The sequence below is a fragment of the Mesorhizobium sp. M0174 genome, assembly GCF_040322275.1.
Classification (GTDB): Bacteria; Pseudomonadota; Alphaproteobacteria; order Rhizobiales; family Rhizobiaceae; genus Mesorhizobium.
The window spans coordinates 1-14854 of record NZ_JAMYTB010000008.1; the positions used below are offsets into that span (position 1 = coordinate 1).

The 14854-nt window shown below is 61.0% G+C and carries 22 protein-coding genes and 3 tRNA genes; 13 read left to right on the top strand and 12 right to left on the bottom strand.

Annotated elements, in window-relative coordinates; genetic code table 11:
* Window positions 1-103 (bottom strand): GTP-binding protein (locus tag NKJ13_RS17650; RefSeq protein ID WP_245464554.1); only part of this gene is annotated, 103 nt, incomplete at its 3' end.
* Between the two features lie 270 nt (window positions 104-373).
* Between NKJ13_RS17650 and NKJ13_RS17655 the strand changes: the two genes are divergently transcribed.
* From NKJ13_RS17655 to NKJ13_RS17670, 4 genes are all read left to right on the top strand, one after another.
* Entirely contained in the window at window positions 374-1261 is an 888-nt protein-coding gene (locus tag NKJ13_RS17655) for a DMT family transporter (protein ID WP_352741120.1), read from the top strand.
* 43 nt (window positions 1262-1304) lie between these two features.
* A complete protein-coding gene (locus NKJ13_RS17660) occupies window positions 1305-1760 on the top strand; it encodes a GFA family protein (protein WP_352741118.1) in 456 nt (151 codons plus the stop codon).
* Window positions 1761-1864: 104 nt separating this feature from the next.
* Window positions 1865-2155, top strand: a complete 291-nt coding sequence (locus NKJ13_RS17665) for a peptidoglycan recognition protein family protein (RefSeq protein WP_352741116.1) — start codon at window positions 1865-1867, stop codon at window positions 2153-2155.
* Window positions 2152-2523: a hypothetical protein gene (locus NKJ13_RS17670; protein WP_352741115.1), complete on the top strand. Its 372-nt coding sequence runs from the start codon at window positions 2152-2154 to the stop codon at window positions 2521-2523. The genes NKJ13_RS17665 and NKJ13_RS17670 overlap by 4 nt, the downstream gene beginning before the upstream one ends.
* A gap of 49 nt (window positions 2524-2572) precedes the next feature.
* Here the strand turns inward: NKJ13_RS17670 and NKJ13_RS17675 are convergent, their stop codons facing one another.
* Window positions 2573-2830: a GlsB/YeaQ/YmgE family stress response membrane protein gene (locus NKJ13_RS17675; protein ID WP_254817133.1), complete on the bottom strand. Its 258-nt coding sequence runs from the start codon at window positions 2828-2830 to the stop codon at window positions 2573-2575.
* 159 nt (window positions 2831-2989) lie between these two features.
* On the opposite strand from NKJ13_RS17675, the gene NKJ13_RS17680 reads away from it, so the two are divergent.
* Window positions 2990-3457, top strand: coding sequence for a YidB family protein (locus NKJ13_RS17680; RefSeq protein WP_254817132.1), 468 nt, complete (start codon window positions 2990-2992; stop codon window positions 3455-3457).
* A 175-nt stretch (window positions 3458-3632) separates the two neighbouring features.
* On the opposite strand, the gene NKJ13_RS17685 is transcribed toward NKJ13_RS17680, so the two are convergent.
* Both NKJ13_RS17685 and NKJ13_RS17690 read right to left on the bottom strand, forming a co-directional pair.
* Window positions 3633-3706 (bottom strand) — tRNA-Gly (locus tag NKJ13_RS17685).
* Window positions 3707-3773: 67 nt separating this feature from the next.
* Window positions 3774-3858, bottom strand: a tRNA-Tyr gene (locus NKJ13_RS17690).
* 201 nt (window positions 3859-4059) lie between these two features.
* Here NKJ13_RS17690 and NKJ13_RS17695 point away from each other — a divergent pair.
* Window positions 4060-4911, top strand: coding sequence for a TrmH family RNA methyltransferase (locus NKJ13_RS17695; RefSeq protein ID WP_352741113.1), 852 nt, complete (start codon window positions 4060-4062; stop codon window positions 4909-4911).
* Window positions 4912-4995: 84 nt separating this feature from the next.
* Here NKJ13_RS17695 and NKJ13_RS17700 read toward each other — a convergent pair whose 3' ends face one another.
* Genes NKJ13_RS17700 through gcl form a run of 3 tightly spaced genes read right to left on the bottom strand, consistent with a single transcriptional unit; the run spans window position 4996 to window position 8516 of the window.
* Entirely contained in the window at window positions 4996-5910 is a 915-nt protein-coding gene (locus tag NKJ13_RS17700) for a 2-hydroxy-3-oxopropionate reductase (RefSeq protein WP_502901930.1), read from the bottom strand.
* Between the two features lie 9 nt (window positions 5911-5919).
* Window positions 5920-6711: a hydroxypyruvate isomerase gene (gene hyi, locus NKJ13_RS17705; protein ID WP_352741110.1), complete on the bottom strand. Its 792-nt coding sequence runs from the start codon at window positions 6709-6711 to the stop codon at window positions 5920-5922.
* A 23-nt stretch (window positions 6712-6734) separates the two neighbouring features.
* Window positions 6735-8516 carry a glyoxylate carboligase gene (gene gcl / locus NKJ13_RS17710; RefSeq protein WP_352741108.1) on the bottom strand — a complete coding sequence of 594 codons (1782 nt, stop codon included), beginning with the start codon at window positions 8514-8516 and terminating at the stop codon, window positions 6735-6737.
* 202 nt (window positions 8517-8718) lie between these two features.
* Here gcl and bhcR point away from each other — a divergent pair, with 202 nt between their 5' ends.
* Window positions 8719-9576 (top strand): HTH-type transcriptional regulator BhcR, encoded by an 858-nt coding sequence (bhcR, locus tag NKJ13_RS17715; protein WP_352777925.1) that lies wholly within the window; start codon window positions 8719-8721, stop codon window positions 9574-9576.
* A gap of 40 nt (window positions 9577-9616) precedes the next feature.
* Here the strand turns inward: bhcR and NKJ13_RS17720 are convergent, their stop codons facing one another.
* Entirely contained in the window at window positions 9617-9973 is a 357-nt protein-coding gene (locus tag NKJ13_RS17720; protein ID WP_352477490.1) for a hypothetical protein, read from the bottom strand.
* Window positions 9974-10413: 440 nt separating this feature from the next.
* Window positions 10414-10581, bottom strand: coding sequence for a hypothetical protein (locus NKJ13_RS17725; RefSeq protein ID WP_292661863.1), 168 nt, complete (start codon window positions 10579-10581; stop codon window positions 10414-10416).
* A gap of 159 nt (window positions 10582-10740) precedes the next feature.
* Here NKJ13_RS17725 and NKJ13_RS17730 point away from each other — a divergent pair.
* The 4 genes from NKJ13_RS17730 (at window position 10741) to NKJ13_RS17745 (ending at window position 11912) form a co-directional block, all read left to right on the top strand.
* Window positions 10741-10816 (top strand) — tRNA-Thr (locus tag NKJ13_RS17730).
* 153 nt (window positions 10817-10969) lie between these two features.
* Window positions 10970-11209, top strand: a complete 240-nt coding sequence (locus NKJ13_RS17735) for a hypothetical protein (RefSeq protein ID WP_352705025.1) — start codon at window positions 10970-10972, stop codon at window positions 11207-11209.
* A gap of 31 nt (window positions 11210-11240) precedes the next feature.
* Complete coding sequence (locus NKJ13_RS17740; RefSeq protein WP_352777927.1) at window positions 11241-11366, top strand: hypothetical protein; 126 nt, start codon at window positions 11241-11243, stop codon at window positions 11364-11366.
* A 147-nt stretch (window positions 11367-11513) separates the two neighbouring features.
* A complete protein-coding gene (locus tag NKJ13_RS17745) occupies window positions 11514-11912 on the top strand; it encodes a GFA family protein (RefSeq protein WP_352739757.1) in 399 nt (132 codons plus the stop codon).
* A gap of 209 nt (window positions 11913-12121) precedes the next feature.
* Here NKJ13_RS17745 and NKJ13_RS17750 read toward each other — a convergent pair whose 3' ends face one another.
* Window positions 12122-12517, bottom strand: a complete 396-nt coding sequence (locus NKJ13_RS17750) for a hypothetical protein (protein ID WP_352777928.1) — start codon at window positions 12515-12517, stop codon at window positions 12122-12124.
* Window positions 12518-12543: 26 nt separating this feature from the next.
* Between NKJ13_RS17750 and NKJ13_RS17755 the strand changes: the two genes are divergently transcribed.
* The gene (locus NKJ13_RS17755; RefSeq protein WP_352777931.1) at window positions 12544-13149 is read left to right on the top strand and encodes a cupin domain-containing protein; all 606 of its coding nucleotides are present in this window, start codon (window positions 12544-12546) and stop codon (window positions 13147-13149) included.
* Window positions 13150-13213: 64 nt separating this feature from the next.
* Here NKJ13_RS17755 and NKJ13_RS17760 read toward each other — a convergent pair whose 3' ends face one another.
* Window positions 13214-13780, bottom strand: a complete 567-nt coding sequence (locus NKJ13_RS17760; protein WP_352705033.1) for a DUF2569 family protein — start codon at window positions 13778-13780, stop codon at window positions 13214-13216.
* Between the two features lie 135 nt (window positions 13781-13915).
* Here NKJ13_RS17760 and NKJ13_RS17765 point away from each other — a divergent pair, with 135 nt between their 5' ends.
* Window positions 13916-14116, top strand: coding sequence for a DUF2905 domain-containing protein (locus NKJ13_RS17765; RefSeq protein ID WP_254817120.1), 201 nt, complete (start codon window positions 13916-13918; stop codon window positions 14114-14116).
* Window positions 14117-14171: 55 nt separating this feature from the next.
* Here NKJ13_RS17765 and NKJ13_RS17770 read toward each other — a convergent pair whose 3' ends face one another.
* On the bottom strand, window positions 14172-14786 hold the full coding sequence (locus NKJ13_RS17770) for a TetR/AcrR family transcriptional regulator (protein WP_254817119.1): 615 nt from the start codon (window positions 14784-14786) through the stop codon (window positions 14172-14174).
* Window positions 14787-14854: the final 68 nt, after the last annotated feature.

Here is a 14854-nt window from a genome sequence, read left to right on the forward strand (position 1 = left end):
ACTTGGTGATCGCCGCCGTCAGCGACGTCTTGCCATGGTCGACGTGACCAATCGTGCCAATGTTCACATGAGGCTTAGTGCGCTCGAATTTACCTTTTGCCATAGTCTCTTTCCTTGGACGGCCTGGGACGGCCTGGACCTTCAGTTCAGTCGAATGCGGGGCGATTAGCGACTAAGGCCGAAAAACACAAGTGCCTTGTCGCCGAGCGCGCTCGCCCGCCCGAACGCGTGATCCGGTTTCGGAGAATGTGGCGCGGATATAGGAACGAACAAGGGCAAATGGAATGGTTACGGCGGCGGCTGACGGCTTTGACGGATTTACAGACGGATCTGGCCCATTGCCGCTTTGGCGCCGGTCTGATTTCGTGGGCCGATGCATTTCATCCCGACTGCCATACGAGGCCCGCTGTTCATGGTCGTTTCGACCGGGTCCTACATCGTCAACGATACGATGATGAAGCTCGCAACCGCGGGACTGCCGCCCTATGAGGTGCTGTTCCTGCGCGGCGCGGCGGCAACGTTGTGGGGCATTCCGCTGCTGTTCGTGCTGGGCTATGGCAAGCACATCCCGCTAATCCTCGACGCCAAGGTTTTGCGTAGGAACCTGCTCGAACTGGGTGCGATCCTTTGCTACGTGGTGGCGCTCGCCAACATGCAGATCGCCGATTCCACCGCGCTCGGACAGATCACGCCCTTGCTGATGCTGGTCGGCTCCTCGATGCTGTTTGGCGAACGGATCGGCGGGGTTCGCCTGGCGCTGATCGGGCTCGGCTTTGTCGGCGCGGTGATGGTGGCACAACCGACGATGCAGGGGATTTCGGTTTACGCCCTGCTGGCGCTCGGCAATGCAGCCCTGTCCGCGGCGCGCGATCTGGCCGGGCGCAAGGTCGCTGCCGACGTGCCGGGAATGGTCGTGGCTATTTCCGCGGTGATTGTGGTGCTGGCCGGCGCCGGCGTTGCGCATCTGGTTTCCGAGCGCTGGGTGGTGCCTGAAACCCGTCACCTGCTGCTGATGGGCGGCGCCGGACTGTTCCTGATCTTCGGCCACTTCTTCATCTTCATGGCCTATCGCGTCGGGCCGACCAGCGTGGTGGCGCCGTTCTACTATTGCTTTACCGTCTGGGCGGTGATTTCAGGCCTGGTGGTTTTCCGGCAGCTCCCGAATGCGCTGGCCATCTGCGGTATCCTGCTGGTGGTGGCCAGCGGGTTGACCATCGTCTCGCTCGACGAGCGCAAGCGCCGGTTAACCGTAGTCGCCTAGAGCTGGAGAGGGTGTAGGGACGATCGCCTGAGTGGAGAAGCGTATGGCAAGCCCGGAGAACGGAAACAACCAGAATGCAAGCAACCGCATGCTCGCCGGAAAATGCCTGTGCGGCGCCGTTCAGTACGCGGTGGCGGACGCGTTCGTCTATGCCGCGAACTGCCACTGCTCGAACTGCCGGCGTACCACCGGTTCGGCCTTCAAGCCGTTCGCCGGCATCGAGCGGGACAGGCTGAGCCTGACGAGGGGCGAGGACAATCTCACGATCTTCGGCGACGAAACCGGCCATGACGCGCACTGCAAGACTTGCGGCTCGTTGCTCTATTCGGTGGTCCGCGACGGTGCCTTCGTGCATGTCGCCATGGGAAGCCTCGTCGACGAGCCAACCATCCGCCCGACGCAGCACATCTTCGTCGGCTCCAAGGCGAAGTGGTTCACGATCACTGACGATCTGCCGCAATACAGAGAACACGCGGTCGCCGAAGATGCCGGCGAATAGCTGACCGTTAGAAACGCTCAACCAAACTATCGTTTCGTTTTCGCGTCCGCCGCCAAGGAAATTATACTGTGCTGCGTCACTGAACTTATGTCGCGGAGATTTCTGTGGCATTGCCGCCCGACTGGTTGCCCAATGTTGCGATGAAGCGCGTCGTTTGCCATTGGACGGCAGGCTCGCATTCGGCCGGCGATACCGATAGGGATGCGTATCACATACTGGTCGAGGGGAATGGCCGTTTGGTCAGGGGCCGGCCTTCGATCGCGCTCAATTCGGGTCGGGTAAAACCGGGATATGCCGCGCACACGCTCAACTGCAATGGCGGCTCGATCGGGGTTTCGCTCTGCTGCATGGCCGGGGCGGAGGAAGGCCGTTCGATGCCGGCCGCTATCCGATGACCAAGGCGCAGTGGAACGCGATGACCGCGGTTGTCGCCGAACTCTGCAAATATTGCCGCATCAAGGTCACGCCCAAAACGGTGCTGTCGCATGCAGAAGTCGAGAGCAATCTCGGCATCGAGCAGCGCGGAAAATGGGATTTTACCCGGCTGCCCTTCGATCCGACGATCAGCGGCGCAAGCGCCTGTGGCGAGCGGCTGCGTCGCGATGTGACGGCGGCAATGGGCGCGATGCCCAATCTGCCGGTGAGGATTGGGCGCGATGCCGTATGGCAGCGATTGCTGGAGGAACTATGGCCGATCATGGTGAGAGGGCTGGAAGCCGGCCTCAACACGCTGATCCGCCAGATCCTCAAAAGGGTTAGATAGGCGCTCGGCATTCGGGTGAATGCCGACGCAACTGCCGGTCTGCCCGTTTCTAAAGAGCCCGCCTGCCGGTAAACTGGTGATAAGCCCACAGGACAACTATCGCGCCTATCACGGCCACTATCAGACTATAGATGTTCAGCCCCGTAACGCCCGACGCACCAAAGGCGCTGAAGATCAGTCCGCCGACGATGGCGCCGACGATCCCAAGCACGATATCGAGCACCAGGCCCTGCCCGCTTTTATTGACGATCTTGCTGCCTATGAAGCCGGCGATGACGCCGAGAATAATCCAGCTTAATATTGACATTTTTCCTCTCCGTTCCCCGCACCGGATTACTTCCACATTATTAAGCAAAGCTCAAGCCAACTTGAAAATCATGATTACGGAAAGCTCAAACTGGCTTGAAATTCGCCATGAATGCGTCATTGTCGGAGACGGGCGGGCAATTTGACATGGAGATCCACAATGGGACTGTTTGACAATGCCGTTCCCGGCGGCAACGTCGCCAAGCCGCTGATGATCGCGCTCGGCGCACTTTTGGTGGGAAAAATGCTGAGCAGTGGAAGTTCCGCCCAGCCGGAGGCAGCGCAGAGCCCTGCCCCCGTCCCGCCTGATACAACCGCATCCGCCGACGGCGGACTGCTTGGCGGTCTGGGCGGCCTGCTCGACAAACTGAAGGACGCCGGCCACGGCAACGTCGCCAATTCGTGGGTCGGCACCGGTCAGAACCAGCCGATCAACCCCAACGATCTGGGCAGCGCTCTCGGGCCGCAAATCATTCAGGAGATCGCGCAAAGGACGGGCCTGAATCAGCAGGAATTGCTCCAGCAATTGTCCGCGGCCTTGCCGGGACTTGTCGACCAGCTGACGCCGAACGGGCAAGTGCCGCAGCAGAACCAGCTCGCCTCCATTTTCAGCAAATTCGCGAGCTGACGCCTGTCGCCCAACGCCGCCTGCGGTTCGGGACAACGATATGCGTAAAACACAGATTAAGATGCGCGTCCTTCTGGACGCGCATTGAACGCTCTGAACTATCGGCAACGCGCTTCGCTTGGCGCTGCCTGCTTCGGGATCGTGCGCGAGGTGCGCCGTGGCCTTGGGGAAAATCTGGAGCGGGTAGCGGGAATCGAACCCGCATATTCAGCTTGGAAGGCTGCTGCTCTACCACTGAGCTATACCCGCGCCTTTCAGTCAAGCATCGGATCCGCTCCGACGCTCGCGCTGCGTTTCAGGGCTTCCGGGCCGGCAGTGGTGGAGAGGGTTGGATTTGAACCAACGTAGGCATAGCCAACGGATTTACAGTCCGTCCCCTTTAACCACTCGGGCACCTCTCCAGTCTACCGCCGGAGCCATGCAACGAGGCATCGACGCGTCGCGGCCGCCAAAGCAGCCTTTCCGCGCAGCGCCTTATGGCGGGAGCGTCCAAAACTGTCAACCGCAACAGCCCGGCAAAAAGCGCTGAATTTCACACCTCGCCCGACAAGCAGCTTGTGCGGCTGTATCCATGACCGGACGACACGGCTATAGAACCGGCCATGAGCAACGACAACAAGCCCAAGACCCCTAAAGACACCCACTACGCCAAGCTGCGCCGTGCGCATCGCGACGAGAAGAGCGGCGGCGCGCCGGCGTTCAGGCCGCGCCAGCCGGTGCCGCCCGGCGAGAACCCGGCGGATGGGCTGGTGCGGCTCTACGGGCTGCACACGGTGCGGGCGGCGCTCGACAATCCGCGCCGCAAGATCAAAAAAATGCTGGTGACGCGCAACGCTGCCGAGCGGCTGGCAATCGCCGATCTTGCCGCTTTGCCCTTCAAGGCGGAACTGGTCGAGCCGAAGGACATCGACAAGGTCAGCGGCTCGGATGCCGTGCATCAGGGCGTGCTGATCGAGGCCGAGCCGCTAAAACCCAAGCGCCTCGATGCGCTTGGCGACACCAGGCTGGTGCTGGTGCTCGATCAGATCACCGATCCGCACAATGTCGGCGCGATCCTGCGCTCGGCGGTCGCTTTCGGCGCCGGCGCGCTGATCACCACGGCGCGCCACAGCCCACAGGAATCCGGCGTGCTGGCGAAGTCGGCTTCCGGCGCGCTGGAGCACATCGATCAGATCGAGGTGAAGAACCTCGCCGACGCACTCGGCCAACTGCACGAGGCCGGGTTTCAGACGATAGGGCTGGATTCGGACGGTCCGGCGGAGCTCGAAAAGAGTTTTTCGGGAGAAAAGATCGCATTGGTGCTTGGCGCCGAGGGCAAAGGCCTGCGCCAGAAAACGCGCGAAACGGTGGCGACGCTCGCCCGGCTAGACATGCCCGGCGCCATCCGCTCGCTCAACGTGTCGAATGCGGCGGCGGTGAGCCTTTATGCGGCAAGGAAATTTTTGAAAGAGTGAATGGTGAGACTGCACGTAGGTCGTGACCAAACTCATTACCAACTACTCACTGCTACTTACTATTTACTGCTCACTACTCACTATTCACCCCACTTCACATCCCGCCATCCGCTCCAGCGCCCTGACCAGCGCCGAGTGATCTTCTTTGGCCCCGCCATTCGCCGCGCAGGAGTTGAACAGTTGCTGTGTCGTCGAGGTGTTGGGCAGCGCGACGCCGAGCGCCTTGGCGCCTTCGAGAGCGAGATTAAGATCCTTCTGGTGCAGTTCGATGCGGAAGCCGGGCGCGAAGCTGCGCTTTATCATGCGCTCGCCATGCACTTCGAGGATGCGCGAGGCGGCCAATCCGCCCATCAGCGCTTGCCTGACCTTGGCCGGATCGGCGCCGGCTTTTGAAGCAAAGACAAGCGCTTCGGCGACGGCCTCGATGGTCAGGGCGACGACGATCTGATTGGCGACTTTGGTTGTCTGGCCGACGCCGTTCGGTCCGACCAGCGTGATGTTCTTGCCCATCTTTTCGAACACCGGCCTGGCGCGTTCGAAGGCCCTTTCCTCGCCGCCGACCATGATGGTCAGCGACGCCGCCTTGGCACCGACCTCGCCGCCCGACACCGGCGCATCGAGGTAATCGCAGCCGAGATCGTTGATCTTTTTTGCGAATTCCTTGGTCTCGATCGGCGAGATCGAGCTCATGTCGATGACCAGCTTGCCCCTTGTCAGCCCGGACGCGACGCCGTTTTCGCCGAACAGCACATCGGCGACCTGCGGCGTATCCGGCACCATGGTGATGATGATGTCGGCCATTTTCGCGACGGCGCTGTGGCCAGAGACGGTCTTCAGACCCCTGGCGACGAGATCGGCCGGCGGCTTCGAGCGATGATCGCTGGCGACGACGGTGTAGCCGGCGTCGAGCAGATGCCCCGCCATCGGCGCACCCATGATGCCGAGGCCGATAAAGCCGATGGTTTCCATGTCTTTCTCCGTTTTTTGTAAGGCGGCGATGCGTAGCGTCTATGCCGCCGCCTGCCCGGCCAACTCCCGAAGCCATCCCAGTCCGGCTTCCGTCCCACCCTTCGGCTTGTATTCCGCGCCAACCCAGCCGGAATAGCCGATGCGGTCGATGTGGCTGTACAGGAAGTGAAAATTGATCTCGCCCGTCCCCGGCTCATGACGGCCGGGATTGTCCGCAAGCTGGATATGCGCGATGCGGTCGAGGTTTGCCTCGATGGTACGGGCGAGATCCCCCTCCATGATCTGCATGTGATAGATGTCGTATTGCAGGAACAGGTTCTTCGAGCCGACGCGGTCGATCAGCGCCAGGGCCTGATCCGAGTAATTCAGGAAGAAGCCCGGAATGTCGCGGGTGTTGATCGGCTCGATCAGCAGCCTGATGCCGGCCTGCTCCAGCTTTTCCGCCGCGAAAGCCAGGTTTTCGGTGAACACGTCTTCCAGCACGGAGCGATCGACGCTCTGCGGCGCGATGCCGGCGAGGCAATTGACCTGCTCGCAGCCCAGGGCGTGCGCATAGGTGACGACCTTGGCAATACCTTGCCGGAACTCCGGGATGCGGTCCGGCAGGATCGCAATGCCGCGCTCGCCCTTGGCCCAGTCGCCGGCAGGCAGGTTGAACAGGACCTGCGTCAACCCGTTCTTCTTCAACCTGGCCGCGACGACATCCGGCGCATGGTCATAGGGACCGATATACTCGACGCCCTTGAAGCCGGCGCGGGCAGCGGCATCGAAGCGGTCGAGAAAGTCATGCTCGCCAAAGAGCATCGAAAGATTGGCTGAAAACCGTGGCATGGCAGTAGTTCCTCATATGCGGCTTAATCGAGCATGACGATCGCCGTGGGGGCATCTTCATTGCGCTCGGCAAGCTCCTCGAATTCGGTGATCTTGTCGATTTCGGTGCCCATCGAAACGTTGGTGACGCGCTCGAGGATGAATTCGAGCACCACCGGAACCTGGTGCTCGTCCATCAGGCGCTTTGCCTCTTCGAAGACACCGGCGAATTCCTCCGGCCGGCGCACCCTGACTGCCTTGCAGCCCATCGCCTCGGCAACGGCGACGTGGTCGACGCCATAGCCAGCTTCGGCATCGCCCTGTCGATTAACGTTCTCGAAGGCCAGGCTGACTTCGAAATCCATCGAAAAGCCGCGCTGCGCCTGGCGGATCAGCCCGAGATAGGCGTTGTTCACCACGACATGGATGTAGGGCAATCTGTGCTGCGCGCCGGCCGCCAGTTCCTCGATCATGAACTGGAAATCATAGTCGCCGGACAATGCCACAATGGTGCGGTCCGGATCGGCGGCGCGAACGCCGAGCGCTGCCGGCAATGTCCAGCCGAGCGGCCCGGCCTGGCCGCAATTGATCCAGTTGCGCGGCTTATAGACATGCAGGAATTGTGCCCCGGCGATCTGCGACAGGCCGATCGTGGTGACATAGGTGGTGTCGCGGCCGAACGCCCTGTTCATCTCCTCATAGACGCGCTGCGGCTTCAGCGGCACCTGGTCGAAATGGGTCTTGCGCTTCATCGTCTTCTTGCGCTGCCGGCATTCGCCGGCCCAGCCCGACCAGTCGCGCAATTTCCCGGCGGTCCTCCATTCGGTGGCGACGTCGAGCAGCATTTTAAGCGCCGCACCGGCATCCGAGACGACGCCAAGGTCCGGTGCGAAGACGCGGCCGATCTGCGTCGGCTCGATATCGACGTGGATGAACTTCTTGCCCTTGGTGTAGACATCGACCGAACCGGTGTGGCGGTTGGCCCAGCGGTTGCCGATGCCGAAAACGAAATCGGCCTCGAGCATCGTCGCATTGCCGTAGCGATGCGAGGTCTGCAGTCCGCACATGCCGGCCATCAGGCGGTGGTCGTCGGGGATCGCGCCCCAGCCCATCAGCGTCGGAATGACAGGCACGCCGGTGACTTCGGCGAATTCTATCAACAGGTCCGACGCATCGGCGTTGATAATGCCGCCGCCGGCGACGATCACAGGCTTTTCCGCCGCGTCGAGCATCGTCAGCGCCTTCTCCGCCTGAGCGCGCGACATTGCCGGCTTGAACGGCACCAGCGGCTCGTAGGCATCGATATCGAACTCGATCTCCGCCAGTTGCACATCGACCGGCAGGTCGACCAGCACCGGCCCCGGCCGCGACGAGCGCATCAGATGGAACGCCTTCTGCAGCGCCATCGGCACCAGATAGGGCTCCATGACGGTAACAGCCCATTTGGCGACGGGTGCGGCGATCGCGGCGATGTCGACGGCTTGAAAATCCTCCTTGTTGAGACGTGCCCGCGGCGCCTGCCCGGTGATGCAGAGGATGGGAATAGAATCGGCGGCGGCCGAATAGAGGCCGGTGATCATGTCGGTGCCGGCCGGACCCGAAGTGCCGATGCACAGACCGATATTGCCCGATCTGGCGCGGGTAAACCCTTCGGCCATATGCGAGGCCGCCTCGACGTGCCGCGCAAGGATGTGGCGGATGCTGCCCCTTGCCTTCAGCGCCGAATAAAGCGGGTTGATCGCCGCACCCGGCACGCCGAAGGCACAGGAGATGCCTTCCTTTTCAAGAACGAGAACGGCTGCGTCGACTGCGCGCATCTTGGCCATGTCAGCCTCCACGGAATTGTTGATGGCTGATGATGCCAGTGCGTCGATTATTTTTCAATTTTTTCAGAATATTTTTTCATTTCCAGGGAACGGCTCTTGCTGCTTGAATTGATTGGCCTCCCTGTTTTCCATAAATTCGCTTCGCCGGCCGGTGAAAAACTTTTTCATTGCTTGTTGGGCGAACAGAGCGAAGAATGGCCCGATGGAAACCACCGAAAAACGCCAGCGCGGCCCGCCGCGCGCTTTCAACGGGCCGTCCGAGGCGGCCTCGGTGCAGTCGCTGGACCGGGCGCTGCGCATCCTGGCAATCGTCGCCGATGGCAGCGGCCTGTCGTTGAGCGAGATCGCCGCCAGTTCCGGCCTGCCGGCATCCACCGCCTACCGCATGCTGACGACGCTGGAGAACCATGGCATGGTCGAGTTCGAAGGCACCGACCAGCTGTGGTCGATCGGCGTCGAGACCTATCGCATGGGCGCAGCGTTCCTGCGCCGCCGTAAGCTGGTCGACCGCGCCCGCATCGTCATGCAGGAATTGATGGAGAAGACCGGCGAGACCGCCAATCTCGGCGTCGCCGAGGACGATTGCGTCGTCTTCGTCAGCCAGGTCGAGACGCACCAGGCGATCCGCGCCTTCTTCCGGCCGGGCACGCGCAGTTCCTTCCATGCCTCGGGCATCGGCAAGGCGGTGCTGGCGCATCTCGAGCCGGAACGGGTAGCCACCATACTGCGCCGGGCCGGGCTGGAGCGCTTCACCGAAAACACGTTGTCCGACATCTCGGCGCTCGCCCGCGATCTGGTGACGATCAAGCTGCGCGGCTGGTCGGTCGATGACGAGGAGCGGCATCCAGGTATGCGCTGTGTCGCCGCCGCCATCTTCAACGAATTCGGCGAACCGATCGGCGGCGTCTCGGTCTCCGGGCCGACGGTACGGGTCACACCGGAGCGGCTGGCCGAAATCGGCCCGCTGGTGCGCGATGCAGCAGCGCAGGTGACGAGGATGATCGGCGGCCTGCCGACCCCTCCCGGCCTTGGCAGCGAACCGAGCGCATGGCAGCGCTGACCAGCGCCGAATGGTGCGACATCTGCCAGGATGGCCAGAGCTAGCCCCCGGGCACCGCGCTCTTGGTCGATAGGTCGTAGAAATCAAGCAGCATCGCCAGCCCAACTCCGCAGGCGGTGAAGATGAGGCCGGCAATGAAGATACGATTGGCGCGTTCATAAACGCGCCGTTGTAGAGACGTTATGTCGAGCAGCAACCGCAGCGCTCGTATCTGCAGGGCAATGCCGATCAAAATCGGCACGACGGCGGCCAGGTGATAGATTTCCCATGGTATCGGGTTGGCGGCCCAATGCGTGATGAAGCCCAGCGAGAACGCCAGCAGGATGCCGACGGTGGTGATTGTGCCGTTGCGGAAAACCGTCTCGATCGGCTCTTCGTTCGGATCGTGCTCGCCCAAGCGCCCTCTCTCCCTGTTTCGGCTCGGCAGTAGATTAGGCTGTCGGGAAATCCCTGTACATCGGCAAGAGTGTTGGCGAATGCTGAAGCGGCATCCGATCTCGCCTTAAGCGATGTTCGACAGGACAGAGAGGCTGACGGAGCGCGACTTTATTCCAGCTTGGGTTCCTCGCCCACGGAAGTGGGGAGAGGTGGCGCGGCGAAGCCGCGACGAAGAGTGGACCGCGCCCTACGAAGGCTCCTTTCCGGCCGCGTCGCGGCCACCTCTCCCCGCTTCGGCGGGCGAGGAACCCAGGTCCTAAGAGGTTCGGAGGAACAACCCCTCTGCCCTGCCACTCAGACACGCAGAAAAAGGGGGCAGTCGGGTGCCAGTCTGATACTGTCAGCCGCGACCACGAACGGTCGCGCTGGTCGACAATCCACCGGAACAATCGGCAGGCCTCAGCCCATGCCGGTGATATGGCGAAGCCAGAACGCGAGCGCGATGAAGCCGATGATGGTGGTGACGCCTGTCCAGTCGATATTGGCGCGCTTCAGGTCCTTGACGAGTTTCACCAGGAGAACCCAGGCCACGACGACGAGCGGGAGAATGATGACAAACCTGATCATGCGACTGCCTCGCTGATGCGATTGCACCTTGCATCAATATAGGGAGCGAATTGGCCGTTTTCAGGACGCCCTGGGCGGCAGAACCGGCGCGGTCGCCGGGAACCGAAAAACGGAGTTTTGTCTTTACTGGCGCAGCAAATATGCTAACCGGAGCGCCGTGCCCTTGTAGCTCAGCTGGTAGAGCAGCGGTTTTGTAAACCGAAGGTCGGCGGTTCGATCCCGTCCGGGGGCACCAGCACGGGCTTCTTGAGACCTCCGGGGCGCTTGATATCTGCTCATCCCCGATATCCACAGGCCGGGGCCGTCGGGATCGGTAGCACATCAGCTTCAACGCATATATTCCCTAGCGGAAACCATAGTTCCCTAGCGGAAAACCTAGGAGTCTTCGTTGGAGCAGAAACGCACGACCGCCCCCTTCGTCAGCGGCATGTTTGGTGGCGTTGTCGTCTTCGCCTTGGCGTTCGGCTGCCGTTTCCTGGTAAGTCCCGATCCTGACCCTGCATCACGAGCAACGACAAGCCTGTCAGTCCTGGCCTTCGCCATTTGCTTCGGCGCGGCATTCCTTCGCGAGCATCGGCGCCAGATTGCCGCCGCCAGAGAATTCTTAAGCCGCCCAAGATCGTATTAGGCTGCGGACTCATAAGCGAAGCGACGATCTGATGATCGCCAAGGCCATGCTCGACAAGAAGGCGCCGCTGGCACTTTCATCGGTATTGACGGGCTTTGGCGGCAGCGGCCTGGCGGAGAAACTCTACGAACATTTCAATATGTCGCAAAGGCGATAGTGAAGGCAGCTTGGAGGCAACGCCTCGCGCAGGCGAGGACAATCGCCAGCGCCGAATGTCGGAATTGGGCGCCAGCTCGACGCATTTCATGGCGCCTCCCTCACGCCCAGGCATGAAGCTGTCCTTGTTGGCTCAAGGAGAATTTGCATGCGCGGTCATTGCTTATGTGGCGCTATTGCCTTTGCAGTCGATGGCCCGGCACAGGCCTGCGTGGTCTGTCATTGTGAAAGTTGTCGGCGGCAATGTTCTGCGCCGATGACCACCTATATTGGCGTCTTGAACGGCCAATGGCGATGGCTGGGCAAGCTACCGAAGGTATTCAACTCTTCTCCCGGTGTGGAAAGAACATTTTGCGATCACTGTGGCACGCCGCTGTCCTTCCGCTCAAAGAACATGTCTGATGTCATGCATTTTTTTGCGGCGGCGATGGAGGAGCCAGAAAAATTTGCACCTACGCTGCATGTCGCTTTTGAGGAGAAGCTCCCTTGGTTGAAATTCGCCGACAACCTGCCGACCCGTTTTGGGCCTGACTATACGAAAGATTAGGACGGTACGTACCGGAAGCGTCGGGATCGCCAGAAAGTTCCCGTGAAATTGCCGGCTTAGCCTGAACCAGATCGGGCTCAAGCATCTCCTACCAAGAGACGCCGAGCTCATTCCTGTCTTGCTTTTTGCTGGGCCATAGGTTCGTCCCGCCTCCCGACGGCCACTTAACAGCATTCGATTAAATTGCTCCAGTGTATATTAGCACTCGCTCAATTAAGCGCGCCGACAATGGCCGTGCGGCGGGCCAAAAACCAAAGGGTGTTGTCATGCGAAGTGATTTCGCCGCGGCACGCGAACTTTTGGAATGCGCACAAAACCGCCTCTACGGCGCGGATGAAACGAGCCGACGCGTCAACGAGGCCCTCGACGCGCTGATTGAAGAAATAGCCATCGCGGAATTCCGCAATGCGCCACTGACGGTCGTGCCGTTTCCGCGAGCGCGGCCGCCAAAGCATGTCCGGTAGAGCGCTGATCGCCCGCGTTGACGAAGAGCCGGCAACTAGTGTTTCCGCAATCGCCCGTTCGAGCGTCGTTGAACGACCAACCCTTTGACGATAACTTGCCGGGCCCTGGTGGTCTGAAACTCCGGAGCCGATCCAGGTCACGCTGTGGAGATGTCTACGAGAACAAGGTGACCGGCGAATATGCCGTCATCCTGCGTGGCACCGAAGACCGCGGCCAGGGACCTGGCATCGCTCATCTGACCGCCCGACCGGGAGCCGCAGTGGTGGGCGAGCACTACCACCCGAACCTGACGGAACGGTTTGCCGTCCTCGGCGGCCGGCTCGACGCTCGCATCGCCGGGAAGACTTTGTCCCTGGGGCCAGGCCAATCCGCCACGGTCGAAGCAGGCGTCGCACATGATTGGTGGAACAGCAGCAAAACCGAAGAAGCGCATGTGCTGGTCGAAGTCGACCGGGCGCCAGGTGCAGACAATGTCGACCCGAACCGTTTCGAGCTGCTGATCGGCATGCTCTTCGGCCTGGCCAATGCCGGCAAGGTGGACAGAAAAGGCAGGCCTTCGCCGCTTCAGGCAGCGGTCATCGCCAGGGAATTTGCCGACGTGATCGTCTTCACGCACCCGCCACCTGCTATTCAGCGAGTGGCGCTGGGGATCCTGGCGCCACTCGGCCATCTGCTTGGCTATCGCGCGATCGACCCCGGCTACTGCAAGCCGCACGGGCATGTCACGCCGGCTCCTGAAATCCTCGCTCGAGCAGGCCTACAGGCCGGGTAATCTGGGTCGATGCAGCGCGCCCGGCATTTTTGTCGGCTGCCATACATAGGGCTCGCGGCAAGCTCTATGAAGCACTCGCGACCTGACCGGATATCGCGGCCCGGTCGAACGTGTTTCTCACCCTGACCGACTTGTAGACGTAGGCGACCCAGATCCCGGTCAGGACAAAAGAAACTGCGGGCATTACCAGCGCATCCCCTGCAAGCACCAAGCTCACAGGAGCGCTCATAACCGCTGAGATCCATGTCGTGTCCAGAATAAACACGATTGGTATTGCAAACCACTGATACAGGAACAGCTGCTTGAAACGGGAACTCCGCCGGAGCATTGCAACGAACACAACCAGCTGGAGCACCAGAAACGCCAGCAACAGGGCGACCTCGCCGTAGACCGCCAAGGCGCCGTTGGGGAGCGTCATTAGCTGTCGATAGCCCCCGCTCGAAGAGAACAGCTCAGCCAGCGTGCGGAAAGGTGCCAAGCACTGTCCAATCGCCAGCAGCATAAGCCAGCCTCCAAAACCTACGAGAGCCGAAGGATCCTGTAATGGCTTTGCGGCTGACCGAACGGCAAAGAAAACAGGCACGCCGATCAGCAGCAGCAGTATAGCCCAATGCCAGATGGAAATCCGCATCCAATCCCTCCTTTGATGCCCGTTCAGGTTGTAACAGATTTCAACCTCAACTCAAGAGGCAATATCGAGTGGAAGCGCTGCTTGCAAGATCCGTCAACACTATATTTCTGGCACGACACTTTCCGGCAGGATGCCATGTCGCGAACTCTGATCGTCGTTGGTCTCAGCATAGTCGCCATAGGCCTGCTGTGGCCTTGGTTGGCCCGCTCCGGCCTTGGCAGGCTGCCCGGCGATATCGTGATCGAGCGTGAGAACTTCAGGCTTTATGTCCCTATCACCACGGCGATACTGGTCAGCATCGTGCTCTCGGCCATTCTATGGCTGATCAACCGTTAGGCGATACTCCGGCTGCGGCGATTTGTGTTGCTGGTCCTACTCGCCCTTGATCGTCTTACACCCCAATCGCCGCCACCAATATCCGGTTCTGCCTGCGTATCGCCGTGCGCAATTCTGCAATCCTCGCCTCCTCGCGCTTCACGAACTCGATGAACATCATGTTCATGTTGTTGAAGATGAGTTCGCCGAGCGCGGGACCATCGATGTCGCGGCGCACCAGGCCGAGCGCCTGTAGCCTGGCGATCAGCGCGCGAATCTGCTCGGTCAGTGCCCGGTCGAGCGCCGTGTAGGCCTGGCCGAACGGGCTGTCCGGCAGTTGCGTCGAGATCGCCATCGCCTGCCGCCACATCTCCTTGCTGAGATAATGCAGCGAATGTTCGATATAGATGCCGAGCAGCGTATCGAGAGCGTCGCCGACATTGGCTGGCGGGTTGGCGACGACGCCGCGCCCGGCATTCAGCACCTCGTTGACCTCCATCGAAACGATCGCGCCGAGGATGTCGCCCTTGTTCTGGTAGTAGTTGTAGATCGTGCCGACCGAGACTTCGGCCTGCGCGGCGATAGTTTCGATCTTGGCGCCTTCATAGCCGGCATCGCGGAAAAGCGCCGCCGCCGCCTCGATGATGCGGCGGTGCCGATCCGCCTTCTGCCTTGCCCGCAATCCGCTCATAGCGGCTGTTTGCCACAAAAACAGAATTGACTCAATTTTAGAATTGGTTCAATTTTTTGCTACAAGCC

Bases quoted from the DNA above. Each gene is read 5' to 3' on its own strand.
- NKJ13_RS17765 (WP_254817120.1), top strand. From the start codon at position 13,916: ATGTCGCGAACTCTGATCGTCGTTGGTCTCAGCATAGTCGCCATAGGC.
- NKJ13_RS17770 (WP_254817119.1), bottom strand. From the start codon at position 14,786: ATGAGCGGATTGCGGGCAAGGCAGAAGGCGGATCGGCACCGCCGCATC.
- gcl (WP_352741108.1), bottom strand. From the start codon at position 8,516: ATGGCCAAGATGCGCGCAGTCGACGCAGCCGTTCTCGTTCTTGAAAAG.
- bhcR (WP_352777925.1), top strand. From the start codon at position 8,719: ATGGAAACCACCGAAAAACGCCAGCGCGGCCCGCCGCGCGCTTTCAAC.
- NKJ13_RS17760 (WP_352705033.1), bottom strand. From the start codon at position 13,780: ATGCGGATTTCCATCTGGCATTGGGCTATACTGCTGCTGCTGATCGGC.
- NKJ13_RS17675 (WP_254817133.1), bottom strand. From the start codon at position 2,830: ATGTCAATATTAAGCTGGATTATTCTCGGCGTCATCGCCGGCTTCATA.
- NKJ13_RS17670 (WP_352741115.1), top strand. From the start codon at position 2,152: ATGACCAAGGCGCAGTGGAACGCGATGACCGCGGTTGTCGCCGAACTC.
- NKJ13_RS17660 (WP_352741118.1), top strand. From the start codon at position 1,305: ATGGCAAGCCCGGAGAACGGAAACAACCAGAATGCAAGCAACCGCATG.
- NKJ13_RS17725 (WP_292661863.1), bottom strand. From the start codon at position 10,581: ATGATCAGGTTTGTCATCATTCTCCCGCTCGTCGTCGTGGCCTGGGTT.
- NKJ13_RS17695 (WP_352741113.1), top strand. From the start codon at position 4,060: ATGAGCAACGACAACAAGCCCAAGACCCCTAAAGACACCCACTACGCC.
- hyi (WP_352741110.1), bottom strand. From the start codon at position 6,711: ATGCCACGGTTTTCAGCCAATCTTTCGATGCTCTTTGGCGAGCATGAC.
- NKJ13_RS17655 (WP_352741120.1), top strand. From the start codon at position 374: ATGCATTTCATCCCGACTGCCATACGAGGCCCGCTGTTCATGGTCGTT.
- NKJ13_RS17680 (WP_254817132.1), top strand. From the start codon at position 2,990: ATGGGACTGTTTGACAATGCCGTTCCCGGCGGCAACGTCGCCAAGCCG.
- NKJ13_RS17740 (WP_352777927.1), top strand. From the start codon at position 11,241: ATGATCGCCAAGGCCATGCTCGACAAGAAGGCGCCGCTGGCACTTTCA.
- NKJ13_RS17745 (WP_352739757.1), top strand. From the start codon at position 11,514: ATGCGCGGTCATTGCTTATGTGGCGCTATTGCCTTTGCAGTCGATGGC.